Origin of the sequence: Gallicola sp. Sow4_E12 (assembly GCF_052116305.1) — a bacterium.
Classification (GTDB): domain Bacteria; phylum Bacillota; class Clostridia; order Tissierellales; family Peptoniphilaceae; genus JBQKLI01.
This window is the reverse complement of the sequence record NZ_JBQKLI010000028.1, coordinates 1-16918: the sequence shown is the minus strand read 5'-3', so window position 1 is coordinate 16918 and position 16918 is coordinate 1. Positions and strand designations below refer to the sequence as shown.

The window sequence follows — 16918 nt, the reverse complement described above, 5'->3', positions numbered from 1 at the left end:
CCGTGAATTCTCTACGCTTTCTTTTAGCCATATTCAGATTCTCCTTAGTCTTATTGTTTTAATTTTATATGACCTTAAGAAATCTGTCCAACTAAGTGTAACCTATCCATTACTTTTAAATATAAGACATTATTTAAAACTGTACTAGCTAGTTTTAGTGTACGGAATTCTCTTTCTATAACTCCAAGCTTTTCTAGAAATACTACTGCATTAGTCGCTTCTCTTTTACTCATTCCAAATTGATCTGCTATTTGTTGATAGCTTCTTTGGAGTAAATCATCTCTAAATTTTTTCTTAAAACCTATCAGCTGCCCTGATTGCTCATCTCTTACTTCTGTTGGCCTATACCAATAGACAACATCTGATAATATTATGATTGCATTTAAATAAGGTTTTTTATTGTCCCTTACTATTGTCTTATACCAAGTTGTTGGTATTATATTGCCACTAAAATGCATCTGCCCTACTTGATCTACAACTTCATTTCCTGAGCCATATATATTGTTCAATTAAATCACCTCCTTGAATCTGGGCATAAAAAAACAGATGAATTTTTATTTTCATCTGCATTTCTTTGATTATATATTAAATGTTTTTATTATTTTCATGTAATAATTAAAATCTCTGAATGTTTTAACTAAATTATTTTACTTTATCATTATAATATTTTGAAATACCTAATCTTTAATATGCTTCTTCTTTTTAAAGTCGCCTTAGCTTATATTCGAAAATCTTTTATTTAATCCTGGTCAGCATATCTCCACCAAAATATAGTACTGATCAATCCAATTATAGATGTCAAAAATACAATAGATAAACTAATATTTGTAAGAGCTGCACTTTCTTCTCCTGCAATCCCACTGGCAAGAGCTGGAATAGACCAAGGAAAGAATTCACCAAATCCCATAGCAACAACTATTTGTGAAAGTATGAGTGTGATTATCATAAACCCTAGGGGTGACAAATATCCATGACCAAAACTCGCAAAGAATGCAACTGGTGTAGATAATAAAATCGTAAGCAATGAACATATTGAAAATATAATACTACTTGAAAATAAAAACTCTAAAGACCAGCCAGGTAGACCAATAATTTTTCCGACAAATAGGCCAATTAAGAATACAGATATTGAAAGAAACATACACCATAGAAAAATTACAATGAATTTAGAGATTACAATAGTATTTCTAGATATAGGTAGTGCAAGTAAATCTTTAATTGTTCTGTCTGAGTATTCTCTTCCAAAAATCCAACTAGTAACAAATCCAAAAATAATTAGTCCTCCAAGTGAGATGCCTTGGGTAAGCAAACTAAAATAAGAAGGCCAATCTGCATTAGATCCTAAAATTTGAGCTTTTGTAGAAATAATACCCATCTTTTGTGCTACTACTGGATCTTTTAATATAATCATAAAAAACCCACCTACAAATGGCAGTATCATAAGTCCAATCATTGTTATTAAAGGTGTTTTAGAACTTAAAAACTTTTTAATTTCTATGGGAACGCATATTATTATCTTATTCATTTTAACCCACCTCCAAATTCATCTATAGCTCTTAAAAAATATTCTTCTAGATCTTCCTTTTGAACTTTTAACATTCTAGGAGGATATCCGTTATTTACAAGCAATGTAGCTATCTTCTCTGGATTATTTACAGCATCTTCATTATGAACTTGTAAGACAGATAATTTTTCATTTGAATTTTCAATTGCAATAGTATTTGTCTCATATTCTGCTTTAGAAAGAATTAATTTCATTTCATTTTTATATTTTCCATCTATTATTAAAGATTTTTTTAATTCATGTTCAAGTTCTTTTTTATCTATCTTTTTAATTAACCTTCCATCATGAATTATAGCTATATTTGTGGCAATTCTTGAAATTTCATTTAATTTATGACTAGAGACTAATATAGTTACATCTGAGTTTTTTGCTAAATCCTTTAATAGCTTGAGTACTTCAACAATACCAGCAGGATCTAAGCCATTTGTAGGTTCATCAAGGAGTAAAATTTTAGGTTTATGAATAATTGCTTTTGCTATACCAAGTCTTTGTGCATTTCCCAAAGAAAGATGTTTAACTTTCTTTAATTCATATTTCTCTAATTTTAACTTCTTTATAATCCAATTAATAGAATCTTTATCCTTAACCACTCTTAACTTACGAACAATTTCTAGATTTTCTCTAACAGTTAACTCAGGATATGAGTAAGGCGTTTCTACAATATATCCTACATCACTCCAAGTATCTATATTCCTTGCATTTACTTTTTTGCCTTGTAGATAACATTCTCCAGAAGTAGGAGAAATCATACCAAGTAGCATACGTATTACAGTGGTTTTGCCTGCTCCATTAAGTCCAATAAAGCCAAATATTTCTCCTTTTTTTACTGATAAATTAATATTGTTGACAGCCTTTGTTTTTCCGTAAGTCTTTGTTAAATTGATTGTATTAATAATTTCATTCATTATTATAATCCTCCTCAATTACTTGCTGTGCAACACCCCTAATCAAAACCATTAGTACTTCATCAAATTCCTTTTCTCCAATTTCTTCAATATATATCATACTCATAAAAATTGCTCTTAATGAAGCTGTTACAACATCTATATTTATATCCTCTCTGATCTTTATATAAGAAAACAATTCTCTTGTAAATGTATCATCTAGTGAATGATGATCCATGATAAGTTCTTTAGGCAATTTTTTAATAAAATATTCAAATTCTTGATTTTGAATTATATTCATAATAAATGATTTTCTAACTTCTTGGTAAACTCCATAAATTAATTCCGTAAATTCATCAATTCCTATATTATCCAGTTTTTTTAATCTATTAATTAATTTACTTATAAGAGATTTTTGATATTCTTCTAATACTATAAAAAACAAAACTTCCTTTGCAGAATAGAAATTATAGAAAGATCCCTTTGATATGCCTGCCATTTGTACGAGTTGATCAACAGTAGTTTTTTTCACACCATATTTCAATAGGCATTCTTCTGCTACTTCCTTTAATTTTTTTCTTATAAGTTCCTTTTCTTTTTCATCAAATGGTGTTGCCATAACTCACCTCCACCCCCTATGACTATATTTATTTTATAGTCATAGCTTAACACCATAATTAAATCTTGTCAACTAAATTTATCGTAAATTCGGTACCTAAGTTTAAGCATAAAAAAACAGATGAATTTTTATTTTCATCTGGATTTTTAAGTGTTAAATTTTAAATTATATTTGTAAATTCTTCTATATCTGCTTTTTATTAAATACTCTTATTGCAGTGAAAATAGATAAAATTATAATTCCAATACTTACAATAGCCATTGCCATTAAATCTTTTGGAATTATATCTCCAGCAAGAAGCGACATATTTTTTGATGCTAATCCAATGGGATTATATTTCTGAAGCTTTGGTAAAATATTCAATAAAAAAAGAGTGACTATAAAAGCTCCTATAAACATAAGACATCCATAACTGCTCTTAAATATAACTCCCCCTAGCAGAATTACTGCAAGAAACATTATACCAAATAGCCACAAACAGAAGATAGCAAATGGTAGATTTAAAACTCCATCACTATCCCAAAAGTATTTTGTATATCCATAGGATAACCCAAAAGAAATTAAATAGCTAATTGTCCATATCATTTTCCATCTTAAGTCTTTGATTTTCTTTACGAAGCTCTAGGAGCTCATTTTCTTCTTCACTGCGGTTATCTTTCTCTTTGAATGAGCCTGTTTCCTGATGCTGTTTAATCCATCTTCCTAGTGAAGACAACGGTAAGTCATATTCTTTTGCAAGCTCCGACTTTGACTTGCCATTTAGATAAAGCTGCACTATTTGATTTTTAAACTCATCCGTGAATTCTCTACGCTTTCTTTTAGCCATATTCAGATTCTCCTTAGTCTTATTGTTTTAATTTTATATGACCTTAAGAAATCTGTCCAACTAAGTGTAACCTATCCACCTCTAGATTTTGACTTATCGTGTTATCAATATATAAACATATTTTTTCCTCTATTTCTTCTGTTGACAGATAATCTAGAAGGTAGCTTCCACCTATAAGATTAGCATATCTAATAATAGCCTGAAATTCTTCCCTAGATAAACTACCATTAACCTCTTTATATTCAAGCATAGGTCTTAATACACCTTTTAATATATTAGTGTTGCTAGTAAAATTGCTAGACAACAGGGTATGAACATTTGTTGTAAAATCACCTCTAAATACTTCAATTAAATAATAAGGATTTTTAATATTATCCTCATCGTATATTAATTCTCCTATCCACCAATATCTTGATATGGTATTCATAAGTAATGCTCTTCTATTAGATGAGCCACCCGTTAAAAAATACCTGTTACCTATCTGTTTTTCTTCTTTTGATGGTCTACTTGACCACCTTTCCTTCATAAAATTCCAAAACACAGAATATGTCAAGCCTGTCCAAAGTCTTTCATCAGCTGCCTCAGATTTTGTTAAAAATTTCAAATTGCTATGAAGTATTCTAACATTCTCCATATCAGAAGACCCTACATCCTTTGGGTCAACTAATAGCTCAAAATCATCTACTGTCTTCTTATATTCTAAAAAGGGATTTTCATATTGATCAATTATCCATTGATTACTTTCATTACTATAGTTTTCAATATTATGAGCTATATTATTCTTTAAATCTTCTAATATTTCTTGTCTCATATAATATAGTTTCATTTAATTTTCCTCCTGATCTGCTTCATATATTTTATCTAAAGCATCCTTTGTGGGATAATCTAATAAAATCTGAGCTAATTCGTAAGGTGATTTTGCACTAAATAAATTGCTGTCTAAATTAATTCCTAGTTCCTTCATCCTGACTTCTAAAGCCTGGAACCATCTACGATCTGAATATTGTTCAAAATCATTTCCTGAGTCTTCTTTTAACTCATATAAAACATAGATTAATGCTGGTAGTACAATCATACTATGTAAAATTCTAAGTCTATTGTGGTTTCTACTAGCATATGTGTACATTTCATAGGTTTCATTGGATACCATTATTTGTATCCTATCTCCCTCTAGATTTACCTTTGTTTCTTTTTCTAAATCTGCTACCTGGGCAATTCTAATTATAGATGATAATTGTTTTAGATCATCCTTATCTTTAATAATTGAAATAATAGCTCTATTACCTATGGCTAAATACTGTCCTTTGTTTATGTTAAATGAAAATTCGTCAAAGATAGGATCAAATGAGCCATCTTTATAGTTTAAAATATTTTCCTTTGCTATTATAAATGGTGAAAATTCAACCTTGCCATCTAAGCTGAAAAAATCAATCCTAATTTCGATCTTTGATAAATCACTTGTAAAAACCTCCCTAAAAGAAGTCTTGGAACACTCTACATGAATGACATACTCAGCTTTGTTTTCCTTGATCAGGTTCTCTAGCCCACGATTCATAATATTTAGTTCAATTTCAAATAGATATTCTTTGCCCATGGTTTTATCTTCTAAAGACTCTATTCTAAATTCACTATTTAGATAATCATTTGTATAAGGGGCTAAAACAGGATATGGATGGTATCTTTCTTTAAGTTGCATAAATTACCACCTCCATAGATAATTGTTCAATAATATCTGGCTGAAAATCAATAATAAATTCATTATCCTTTGCTATATCCCCTAGGGAAATTCTCTTGTTCTTTATTTCCAAATCTATATTATTAGTTTTATCTACTGCATTGTTTATTCCTATGTTTAACCTTGTTCTCCTATCTTCACCAACCGCTGATACAAGCAATTCTGCTTCTTCCAAATCATGACGACTTTTTAAAACCATCCGGTACTTAGAACTACTTATTTGAAACATTCTAATATTAAAATAGTTTGTAGCAATCCTTTGTCTTCCCACACCTTTTCTACCATCCCTGTAGGTTGATTTACCCCCTCCTTGTCCAGGACCTTGAGGATCAAAGTCTCCTTCCCCAGTTTCTTCACCATATACTGGCATTTTCTTATTTTGTGATTCATCTTCAATCTTTATATTGACTTTAGATTCTGTATTTTCATTTGTTAATGATTCATCTTTACCTTTACTTCCTAAAAGGTCATCCTCTAAATCAGGTAATAGTATACCAAGGTCGCCTACATCTGTTTCATCTAGGGTAGTTTCCTTAGCCAATCTATTAAGTTCCTCTCTAATTTGTTTAATAAGGCTTAATCTAGTTTCATTAGCCTGTCTAATTTCTTTTGGATTTTCTGAAAATTGATCTGCCTTCCAAGCATCATGTTCAGGAGTCTCCATCTTTCTAAAATAATCATTTATTTTCTTATCTTGCAAAATACAAATTCCTGAAAAAGGTATCCCCCTAGGAAATCTATCCTGCTCAAATACCTTCATTCCATTTATTCTAGACATTAGAACCCTGCGACTTGTTAGTTCATTATCTACCAACAAATAAACTTTGAATTCTCCAAGATGACCTCCCCCACTAGCATCAAGTGAAAAGGTATTAACAATTGTTTCTTCAGATGTTAATACCTTATAAAACTCTAAAGAATTTCTATTCCTTCCAGACTTATTATAATTCAGCTTATTTTCAACTATATCCTCTAAGGTTGATTTGTTTATTAAGATATCTCCCACTTTTACTTCTAGTCTCCCATTATAAATAGCTATTAGAAAACTATCTATAACAGAATAAACTATTGATTCAGCCCAATCATCCTGCTCTATAAATCCAATGATATATATGTCAGTCCCCATTCTTTGCCCTCTATCAAAATTTGGATCTAGTTTTAACTGACTAAATATAGGTAAGTTCTTGCTACCAAGACCATAGTAGCCTTCACCCTCTTTTTCCTTTGCATCTACATCCATAAAGTTTATGACTTCTGTAACGCCCTGACTGGCCTCTATTCCATCTTCATCATATGTATTATAGAAGATAGTACGCAGGTTTGAGCAGGCAAAGGCTGCATATTTCCCAATGCCAAAGCTTCCTCCTGCCTCCCCGCCCTTATTAGATATACCTGCTGCCTTGATTAAATCATTCCAAGCAGTATCCTTTTCCTCTTTAGAGCCTGTTAATCCAGTTGTATTAAAGTCACTTATTCTTAAAACGCTTATTTTCTCTTTAGCTAAAATCTCATTGCTGTAGGCAAAAAAATCCTTTACCTTTCCAGATCCATTCTTGCTAGTTTCATAGCACTGATTGAATACTTTTATATATCTCTCATATCCTGGGATATCTTTTTTATCAATTTCAATATGCTGAAAATCAATTTTTACTGTTTCTTTATCTTTTTTTATTGCATCTAGAGAGTTTTGACAAATCTCCTTAGCTAAATGTCGATACCTATCCCCTCTAAAAGTTTCCACTCCTGAATCCGATATCCCCTGTCTTCTCCCATAATTATAGGGTGAAAAATTCCATCCTATAGTCATCTGAATAGCTCCTTTCTACAGTAAAAGGCCAGGGATATCAATCCCTTGGGCTTTTAAATGTCAATTATCCCTTATTTAAGGTTTTTTAATGCCTACTAATTCTTACCCTTACCTTTATTTATTTCAGTATAATCAGCTCTTAAATAAATTTTTAAGTCACCTGTCTTTAATCCATACTCTTTCAATATTTTTATTAAAAGGTTCCTAATAGAATTTGCACTTTGATTTGTTTCAACATATATTTTATTTGCAACTCTTTTAGGATTCCGCATTCCTTTTGGTTTGCTTGAAAAATACTTTTTCTTTTTCCCATTCATATGTTCAAGTTCTTCAAATCCTATAATCTTTTCTTCATCAACTTCTATTAAGTTTTCGCAAACCTTAATCAACATTTCTTGCCATGTTTTTACTCTTATGAGCCTATCATCAATCAGTTTAAAGCCATATGGTCTTTTATGGGTAAAGTTCTCATATAGGCTGTATTCTATATTCTTGTCTATTGCATATTTATCATAGTCTGGTATTTCATTTTCTTCATCAACTTCTTCTTTTTTATCTTCCAGTTCCAAATCTTCTATATCCAAAATGTCGATAACTTCTTTCAGCTTTTTTTCATAAGTTTCCATTTCCTCCGCCAACCTTGAATAGTAGGGTAGCTTATCATACTGTTTTTCTAAAAAAGATTCATTAACTTTTTCCCCAATGGTTTCAACAGTATCATCAATTAACATTCTAAGAAGCTCAAGGCCTTCAATTATATCTATAGCCTTGTCAGGAAATTCATTTTTTATATTATTTAGAAGCTCTTGATAGTCCATAACATTTCCCCCATTTTCAGATTTTATAGATCCATCCCATTTAAAAGTTCTCTTAAAGATTTTAGTTCCTCTCTTGTTAGGGTTATGCCCTTGCCCATCTTTTCATGGTCTGGAGCCCTATCCTTGGCTAAGTCTATATTGTTATCAAATAATTTAATTATCCATTGTTTTTAAAATGATATTAAATAAGGCTTGTTTTCTTTTTTGAAAAAATATTTCAAAATCATCACTTCTTATAGCTTCTACATCAATTAGGTGTGTTTCTAGCATGTTATTTAATATTTCAGGTCTGATGTTTTTTTCTTGCTCTAAAATTTTCAGGTATTTGCTTGGTGCATTCCCACCAATTGAACGGTTAGTTCTAGCTGATAAAGGTGTTTTGTTAATAATTGAATTATACAAATCCCTACTTATGTTTTTGCTGTTACAATACCTTGTGGGAAAAATATGATGTATATCTATACTCTCACTATAATATGTCTGAAGATCAATAGATACTCCTGACATAAAATCATGGCAACCTTCCTTCATCAACAAAGCATATATTCCTTTATAAGCAGCACTATTTCTTGTTCTTAAAGTTATAAGTCTATCTATCTCAAAATTAGCCTCCTTAATCGTATCTGGAAGTTCTCCTCCATTTATCCAATGGATAACCTGGGGTAAATCCTTGGCAAATCTTGTTTCTGTAGCCGATCCATATAGTTCTCCAAATACTCCTGACCAATACCATCTGGCAATTGAATCTCTAACACTTTTGTCTCTTGCTTTATTTCCTAATTCAGCAAATATTGCCGTTAAAGGTATTAATTGAGATGGATAAGGTATATCCCGTCTTCTAAATATTTTCAATTCCATTAAAAATTGTGCAGCTTGATAGAAAGCTTCTTCTACAATATTACTCCAATTTTTATAATTCTCAACTGTTAGGTCTAAGATATCCTTTCGCTTACAACTAACTGCCGCATTTGGCCTTTTCTTTTTTCTATCATAGGTTGTTAATAATGCGATAGCTTGTAGAAAATCAGTATTACTTAATTTACTCAATATTGGATCATTACTAAAAGATCTTTCATCCTTATTTAATTTTTGATTATATCTTTTTTCCCAATCTTCTCTCAAAGAAAAATCCTCTGCTGCAAATGAAGCTGTCAGTAACTCAAATACAGTCAATGTAACTCCACCTGTATTCACATGCTCAAATACTTGGCAGACTGCGTCTTTAGGAGTCGTATTTAGCATTGTTATTACTGGCACTTGATAGTTATTAAAGGCTGAAAAAACATCAGCCATAAACTTACTCCATTTATTAGACCGTTCATCTGATCGTTCAATATTAAAATATATATTTTGCCATTCTAGTAATTTTTCTGGTTTGAATAAATAATGAATAGGCAGCATGCCTGCTTCACATTCTTTTTCTTTAGTAGAATAATCGTGTAATACAACATTTCCTTTACCTTTAATTATTCCATCTTCTGGTGCAGAAACTATAGCTTCATCCTTATCTCCATACTCATCTGTTGCAATATTTATATCTAAATAGTATCGTCTTTTTATGTCGCTCCCTCTACTATCCCTAGTTTTAACTGGCTCTTCTAAATATAAAGTTTGAAATAATGATGTAATACGCTGTTGGCCATCTAGAATCAATCTTTGTGGTGTGACTTCTTTGTCTAATATCAATCCCTCTACTACTCTGGGTTTAAAATTGATACCTGAACCTCCTGTTTCTAACAGCATTACAGCTCCTATTGGATATGATTTTAAAATACTTGTTAAAAGATTTCTTATTCTTTCATCATCCCAAACCCAACCTCTTTGAAAATCAGGAAGTTGTGTTCTACCACTCTTTACAGAATCTAATATACTTTTTAACATTTCTGATGTGCTATGGAAAATTGTTGACATTCTTTTACCCCCTTTTGATTTTTATTAGTAGCTTTACCTTTAATCTTATGTTCCTAACTTCTCAAATCTTTATAAATCATCTCTCCTACAGCAGACATAGCTGCATTATAAAATTCCTTATCTTGAAACAATTTCTTAAATGAATTGTTTCTATCTTTATTTTCTTTATATAATTTGAATGCAATATCTTCAAAATCCTTAGGAAATATGCTCTTTTTAAATACCTCGCTATCATTTTTCTTAGCATAAGTTGTTAAGGATTCTTTTCTCAGCCCTTGACTTGCTTCTTTATATATAAAATCTATAACTACCCTATCTTGATCTGTAAAGTCTCCATGATATCTTTCATTTATACGATTGATTATTTCATCTAAATAGTCTTCGTCTTCCTTAGGTTTACTTCCAGCATCTAGTTCTCCATATCCAATAGTCGGATCTGCTATTATGCTAATATCTCCTTCAAAAGTCTTATCTAGTTTGTAAAATTCAAGTTTCAACTTTCCATCTAAATCTAAACTTATTCTCTCAGGACTTGGAATCAATTTTTGTAGATATGAAGTAAATACATATTCTTTATGAAGGTCTTTATCATACATTCTAGTTATTTGAATTATATAGGAATACCATTTGTTGAAGTTTCTAATGTCTTTTCTGAATTTAAACTGATCTTCTTCCGATAATTCAAGATATCTATTTATTATAGGTTTAATCAAACTAGTTATCTTTCCCAAATCAGTAGCTGTCTGTTTGCCTTCCTTATAATAAATATTAGTAAACTTTTCTATATCCTCATCATTGTAAAGTCTAGCTTCCCTTAATAATATTTGAGTATCATATATAAGATTTACATTTATTGTTTCATCTAAAATAGTGGCTTCATAGTAGGGTTTGAAAGCTTCTTCTATTTCCTCTTTAGTATTAACAAAGTCTAAAATAAAGGTGTCCTCTTTCCCTTGTGTAACTCTATTTAATCTGGAAAGTGTCTGTACTGCCTTTACCCCTCTTAATCTTTTATCTACAAACATTGTGTGAAGTAGTGGTTGGTCAAAACCAGTCTGATACTTTTCAGCCACTATCAACATATTGAAATCATCACTTGCAAATTCCGTAGGCAATTGACTTTCTTTTATAGTTGACCCATCTTTTCTTTTATTCATTTTTTCCTCTGTAAATTCTACGCCCTTATCTTTAATAACTCCAGAAAAGGCTACTAAAATCTCTAAATCATCATAGCCTTTAATTTCTATATAATTCTTAATTTCATGATAATATCTAACAGCATGAAGTCTTGAAGCTGTTACCACCATAGCTTTTCCTCTACCGTTGATTTTGTTTTTAGTAATATCTCTAAATTGTTCTACAATTATTTGTGTTTTTTGTTGAAGATTATGGGGATGTAAGGATGCAAATCTATTAATAGTTCTAACTGCTGTTGAAGAAGGTACTTCTGGATTTTCTTCTGTATCTTTAGCTATTTTATAGCAAGTACTATAGGTCATATAATTTTGAAGTACATCTAAAATAAAACCTTCTTCTATGGCCTGTCTCATAGAATAGTTATGATAGGCAGATTTGTTTCCATATTCCCTTTCTGTTCCAAATAGGTCTATAGTTTCTTTTTTAGGTGTGGCAGTAAAAGCAAAGAAAGATAGATTATTATGTTTACCATGGGATAATATTTCCTCTACTAATTTATCTTCATTGTCTAGGGCTTCTTCTTCATCCATGCCTTCAATTTCTGCAAACTCCCTTAGGGCTTCTTCTGTATCAGCTAAAGCTGTCTTTAGCATCTTGGCACTAGATCCAGATTGACTTTGATGGGCTTCATCTACAATTACTGCATACCTCTTGCCTTTAGATTCATCTACTTCCTCATAGATAACAGGGAATTTTTGTAAGGTTGTTACTATAATCTTCCTATTATTATTTATAGCATCCTTTAAATCCTGTGAAGTCTTGTCCTTTCCTATGGTTTCAACTACTCCAGGAGTATGATCAAAGCTCATAATGGTTTCTTGCAGCTGACTATCTAAAACTCTTCTATCTGAAACTATTATGACAGAAGTAAATATAGCTTGGTCATCTTTATCATGGAGGTTTGAAAGCCCATAGGCAAGCCAAGCTATGGAATTACTTTTACCAGAACCAGCACTATGTTGAATTAAATAATCTTCACCTGTCCCTTTAATTCTAACATCTTCTATAAGTTTGTTTACTACATCTAGTTGATGGTATCTAGGAAATATTAATCTTCTTCTAGTCTTTTTTACTTCTTTTCCTTTTACCACTTTAGTCTCTGTTTTTTCTTCTAGGTGCATAAACCTTTGAATTATATCTAATAAAGTATCTTTCTTTAATACTTTCTCCCATAAATATGATGTAGAATATCCATCAGGGTTAGGAGGATTTCCTCTACCCCCTACATTTCCAGCACCATTTGAGCCTTGATTGAAGGGTAGGAAGAAGGTGTCCCTTCCCTTTAATTCAGTAGTCATTTCCACATCATAGTGGTCTAGGGCAAAGTATACTAGGAACCTAGTGTTAAAGTTAAAGCATTTTTCCCTTGGACTCCTATTTTCTATAAACTGATACTTTCCGTTGTCTACAGTTTGTCCTGTTAGTTGGTTTTTAAGTTCAAGGCCTATTATTGGAATACCGTTTAAAGATAGGACCATATCTATTGAATTTCTATTTTGACTTGAATAATAAAATTGGCGGGTTAAAGTTAATATATTGTTATTATAATTGTCGATTACTTTTTGATTTAAGGTGCTTTCAGGCTTAAAGAAAGCAAATTTAAACCTAATACCCCTATCAGTAACTCCATCTCTTAAAACACTTAAAAGACCATGCATCTTGACCGATTCATCAAATCTTTTATATATGGCTTCTTCTGACTTTTCTCTATAAATCTTTTCATATCTTTCCCATTCCTTAGGCTGACTTGTCTGAATAAATCTAAGGAAAGTTTCCATATCTATAGCTTTTTCCTTGTCATAAGTATCCATATTCCCTTTTTCATATCCACCATAATTTAAAAGGTAACTTTCTATATCCTTTTCAAATCTTATCTCTTTATATTCCAATTATTTCACCTCTCTTTTTCCAGTTACAGTTTCATATATTAGTGATTTTTTATAGGCTTCCATTTCTCTTAGTAATTTTTCTTTTGATGAGATTATTTGGTCTATTTGGTTGGTTTTCTTGTCTAGGTATGAGGCTATTTGTTCTTGTTCAAATATGTTTGGTAATGGTATTCTACTTTGTTTTAACTCTCCTGCCGCTATACCATCCCTTTTATTACCACCTGCTAAATAGCTTCTATTATAAGAATATGAAGTTATAAAACAATAATTTAAATATCTATAATCTAATCTGTCTTCAAAACATATAAATCCAACTAATGACTGGTTTGCTGTCGTTTTTACCTTCAATATTGCAGACATACCTTTTGTTTTTCCTTGACCATTCAATGCTACCATAACCGTGTTTACTGGAAAATAATTCGCAGATGAATTAATTAATCCTAATTTAGTTATTTTTTCTTTTGTATCGTATATAATTCTATCATTTACTTCCCCCGAAGACATCCAATTTATATCACCATTTTCCCAATATTCTTTAATATCCCTTGAAGGTGTTCCTCCTGAGTATGACCGAGTAACTCTATTAATTTTAACTAAATCCCAGTGCCCAGGTATCTCCCCTATCCATTCAATTCCACTATCTTTCATCTGAACATTTTCATCTAATCCTTTTGTTACAGTTTCTGTTATAAGAGATTGTTTATATCTTTTATATTCTTCTATGGCTTTTTTAGTTTTAAATATTATATTATCTATTTCTGATACTTTTTTATCTAGGAAATCTGCTATTGCTTTTTGTTTATGTTCTGATGGTAATACTATTTCTATATTAGCCATTTCATTATTCATTATTTTATATCCATTAGTATCTGCCCTTTTATGAAAAATAGCGATATACTCTAATGTATATTTCAAATATTGCAAATCATTTATTTCATCTTTTAATTCTAATGTACCACAAACATTAGTACAATTATATTTTCCATCCCTAATGAAAACTGTTCCAGCATTTGCACCATCTGTTGTCCAAGTTAACCTTGGTCCTTCAAAATCATAAGTTTGTATATAACCTAATATTCCATCATTTTTTGTTTGTGATGAATAAACAGGATATGGATATTTTTCATCTAATTCAGTTTTTGCTATAACTCTTCCACGACCTATTTTAAATAATTGTTTAACTTTTATAATTTCCCAATCCTCAGGTATCTCCCCTATCCATTCAACCCCACTATCTTTCATCTTTCTAGTCAATTCTTTCACCGTCCTCACTAAATAGCTTTCTTAGTGATGCAGTTATATCTACTTCTAATGTTAGTATTCTACTTGAAATAATATCTGCTGGTTCTGGTTCTTCAAATTTATAAAAGTATCTTGTAAAGGGTATTTCATAGCCTACTACAGTTTTTTCCTTGTCTATCCAAGCCTCTGGATTATAGGGTTTAACCTCTCTATTAAAGTATTGGTCTATGTCCTCATCTAAGGGAACTCTTTCTGTGTCTCGTAGATCACTATTAGCCTCTACCTCTCCTTTAGTATTTTTGCATATGTTAGCCTCATCATCATGTCGTCCAAATACCTTTATTATGGCATTTTTTAAAGGAGCCCTAAGTTCTATAGCCTTATTCTTGAAAAGTTTGTTTATCATTTTTACAAACTCATCCCTATCTAGCCATACTTGTCCTATTAAGCCTTTAAGTAGGTCTATTATTTCCTTTTGATTTTCTTCTCCCACTTTTATAAGTTCCTTTATTTCCTCTTCAGTCTTTCCTCTTTTCTGTGCCTTTGTTAATTTGCCTAGGTTTTTATATTGAGTTTCCTCTTTAAAGCTTTCTATTCCTGCTTCATCTATTTCAAATTTAAGTCTTAGAGGTGTTTCTATAGTTATTTCATTATATCCAAAATCTATATTGTCAAATATCTTTGACTCACAAACTTTATTTTCCTCAACATATTCCTTGTTTAGAAAATCACCATAGGCTTTTATAATCATTTCCCTACAATGAGCTGTAATATCGTTTCTTTTATTTCCTATGGATTTTCTTCTCTTTTCAAAAGTCTTAGAAGCGTCTATTAATTGAACTTTACCTACTCTATGGCTTGGCTTGTTCTTAGACATTATCCATATATAAGTAGTTATTCCTGTATTATAAAAACTGTCATTTGGAAGTTGTACTATGGCTTCTAGCCAGTCATTTTCAATCATATACCTTCTAATTTCACTAGGTCCACTTCCAGCTGCACCACTAAAGAGGGGCGAGCCATTGTGTACTATGGCCATTCTGCCTGTATCTTTTAATTTAGCTATTCCATTTAAATCGAAAAGCTGCTGTCCATCATTGACATAGGGAAGGCCTACTCCAAACCTTCCCCTATCTCCCAGCTTGGCTTCTTCTTCAACTGCATCTTTTTCTGATTTCCAGTCTATACCAAAAGGAGGATTGGATATACAATAATCAAAGGTATAATCTTTATAGGCATCTTCTGTTAATGTGTTTCCAAGTTTCATATTTTGAGAATCTCCACCTCTAATAAGCATATCTGCCTTGGCTATAGCATAGGTTTCTGGATTTACCTCCTGTCCAAAAAGAGTTACCCTGGCATTTTTGTCTAAATCTTTTAATCTTTCTTCCATGGCTCCCAACATTTGTGAAGTTCCCATAGTCTGGTCATATACTGTCCTATATACCCCATCCTTTAATAAAACTTCCTTATCTTCTGAAATTAATAAATCTGTCATAAGGTAAATTATATCTCTAGATGTGAAATGCTCTCCTGCTTCTTCATCATAGGATTCAGAAAATCTTCTTACTAATTCCTCAAATACATACCCCATATCTACACTAGAAATTTGATCAGGTCCCATATAGGATTCTTTTTTATTAAATTCTTGTATTATCAAAAACAACATATTTGCATTTGCAAGTTTGCTTATTTCCCTATCAAAATCAAAGCTTTCTAAAACATCTATGACGTTTTCAGAAAAACCATTTAAAAACTCCCTAAAGTTGTCTTCTATGTTTTCTGAATCTGCTATTAAATTTGTAAAAGTATATGGACTTGTATTATAAAATTCATATCCTGATGCTTCCCTTAAAAATTTATCTGGCAAATCAAAATCTTTTACCTCTTGGTAGGTTTCAATAACCTTATCCTTAGTTAAATACAAAGCATCATTGAATCTTTTAATTATGGTCATTGGTAAGATGATTTTTCCATATTCATGAGGTTTATAAAGCCCCCTAAGTATATCTGCTATATTCCAAATCATGTTGGCTTTTTGTTGCACATTGATTCCTGTTTGATTATCTCTAGTTCTCTCGTTCATTTATAAATAACCTCCTAGTTTCCTCTAGTTTATTAAATTTTCTCAACAATTAATTTGTATCTAAATAATTAGATTCTATTTCCTTAATTACAGCCTCTTTGAGGTTTGTTTTAGTAACCTTTAAGCTACCTTCTGTGCCAAGCCTTACAATTTTAGGAAAGCCCTCTTCCTCCTCCATTCTTGCTATAACGCTTGAATACTCACCTTTATCTTTTGTTGAATGGGGAATGATAAAGTCCGTATAATGGTGTAAAAAGAAAAATCAAAAAAAATGAGCCAAAATGCTCGTCCTCGGTTAAAATAAAAGTACCAACAAATACCTAACTGAGGAGATGAACAA

14 protein-coding genes are annotated in these 16918 nt (G+C 31.2%); all 14 read right to left on the bottom strand.

What is annotated here, in order from left to right; all coding sequences use genetic code 11:
- Positions 1-74 precede the first annotated feature (74 nt).
- Entirely contained in the window at positions 75-509 is a 435-nt protein-coding gene (locus ACTQ46_RS10585) for a hypothetical protein (RefSeq protein WP_441749722.1), read from the bottom strand.
- A 230-nt stretch (positions 510-739) separates the two neighbouring features.
- Positions 740-1525: an ABC transporter permease gene (locus ACTQ46_RS10580; RefSeq protein ID WP_441749720.1), complete on the bottom strand. Its 786-nt coding sequence runs from the start codon at positions 1523-1525 to the stop codon at positions 740-742.
- Positions 1522-2469, bottom strand: a complete 948-nt coding sequence (locus ACTQ46_RS10575) for an ABC transporter ATP-binding protein (RefSeq protein ID WP_441749718.1) — start codon at positions 2467-2469, stop codon at positions 1522-1524. The genes ACTQ46_RS10580 and ACTQ46_RS10575 overlap by 4 nt, the downstream gene beginning before the upstream one ends.
- A complete protein-coding gene (locus ACTQ46_RS10570) occupies positions 2462-3067 on the bottom strand; it encodes a TetR/AcrR family transcriptional regulator (protein ID WP_441749716.1) in 606 nt (201 codons plus the stop codon). Before ACTQ46_RS10570 ends, ACTQ46_RS10575 begins: the two co-directional genes overlap by 8 nt.
- A gap of 183 nt (positions 3068-3250) precedes the next feature.
- Positions 3251-3652 carry a hypothetical protein gene (locus ACTQ46_RS10565; protein WP_441749714.1) on the bottom strand — a complete coding sequence of 134 codons (402 nt, stop codon included), beginning with the start codon at positions 3650-3652 and terminating at the stop codon, positions 3251-3253.
- Positions 3636-3893: a transposase gene (locus ACTQ46_RS10560; protein WP_441749712.1), complete on the bottom strand. Its 258-nt coding sequence runs from the start codon at positions 3891-3893 to the stop codon at positions 3636-3638. Before ACTQ46_RS10560 ends, ACTQ46_RS10565 begins: the two co-directional genes overlap by 17 nt.
- Positions 3894-3936: 43 nt before the next feature.
- Positions 3937-4719 carry a DUF6339 family protein gene (locus ACTQ46_RS10555; protein ID WP_441749710.1) on the bottom strand — a complete coding sequence of 261 codons (783 nt, stop codon included), beginning with the start codon at positions 4717-4719 and terminating at the stop codon, positions 3937-3939.
- Positions 4720-5589 (bottom strand): hypothetical protein, encoded by an 870-nt coding sequence (locus tag ACTQ46_RS10550; protein ID WP_441749709.1) that lies wholly within the window; start codon positions 5587-5589, stop codon positions 4720-4722.
- Positions 5579-7435, bottom strand: coding sequence for a hypothetical protein (locus tag ACTQ46_RS10545; protein ID WP_441749707.1), 1857 nt, complete (start codon positions 7433-7435; stop codon positions 5579-5581). Before ACTQ46_RS10545 ends, ACTQ46_RS10550 begins: the two co-directional genes overlap by 11 nt.
- Before the next feature lie 95 nt (positions 7436-7530).
- The gene (locus ACTQ46_RS10540) at positions 7531-8253 is read right to left on the bottom strand and encodes a hypothetical protein (RefSeq protein WP_441749705.1); all 723 of its coding nucleotides are present in this window, start codon (positions 8251-8253) and stop codon (positions 7531-7533) included.
- Between the two features lie 153 nt (positions 8254-8406).
- Positions 8407-10164: a GmrSD restriction endonuclease domain-containing protein gene (locus tag ACTQ46_RS10535; RefSeq protein ID WP_441749703.1), complete on the bottom strand. Its 1758-nt coding sequence runs from the start codon at positions 10162-10164 to the stop codon at positions 8407-8409.
- A 53-nt stretch (positions 10165-10217) separates the two neighbouring features.
- Positions 10218-13250, bottom strand: coding sequence for a type I restriction endonuclease subunit R (locus ACTQ46_RS10530; protein ID WP_441749701.1), 3033 nt, complete (start codon positions 13248-13250; stop codon positions 10218-10220).
- Positions 13251-14504: a restriction endonuclease subunit S gene (locus ACTQ46_RS10525; RefSeq protein ID WP_441749699.1), complete on the bottom strand. Its 1254-nt coding sequence runs from the start codon at positions 14502-14504 to the stop codon at positions 13251-13253.
- Positions 14497-16578, bottom strand: coding sequence for a type I restriction-modification system subunit M (locus tag ACTQ46_RS10520; RefSeq protein WP_441749697.1), 2082 nt, complete (start codon positions 16576-16578; stop codon positions 14497-14499). Before ACTQ46_RS10520 ends, ACTQ46_RS10525 begins: the two co-directional genes overlap by 8 nt.
- Positions 16579-16918: the final 340 nt, after the last annotated feature.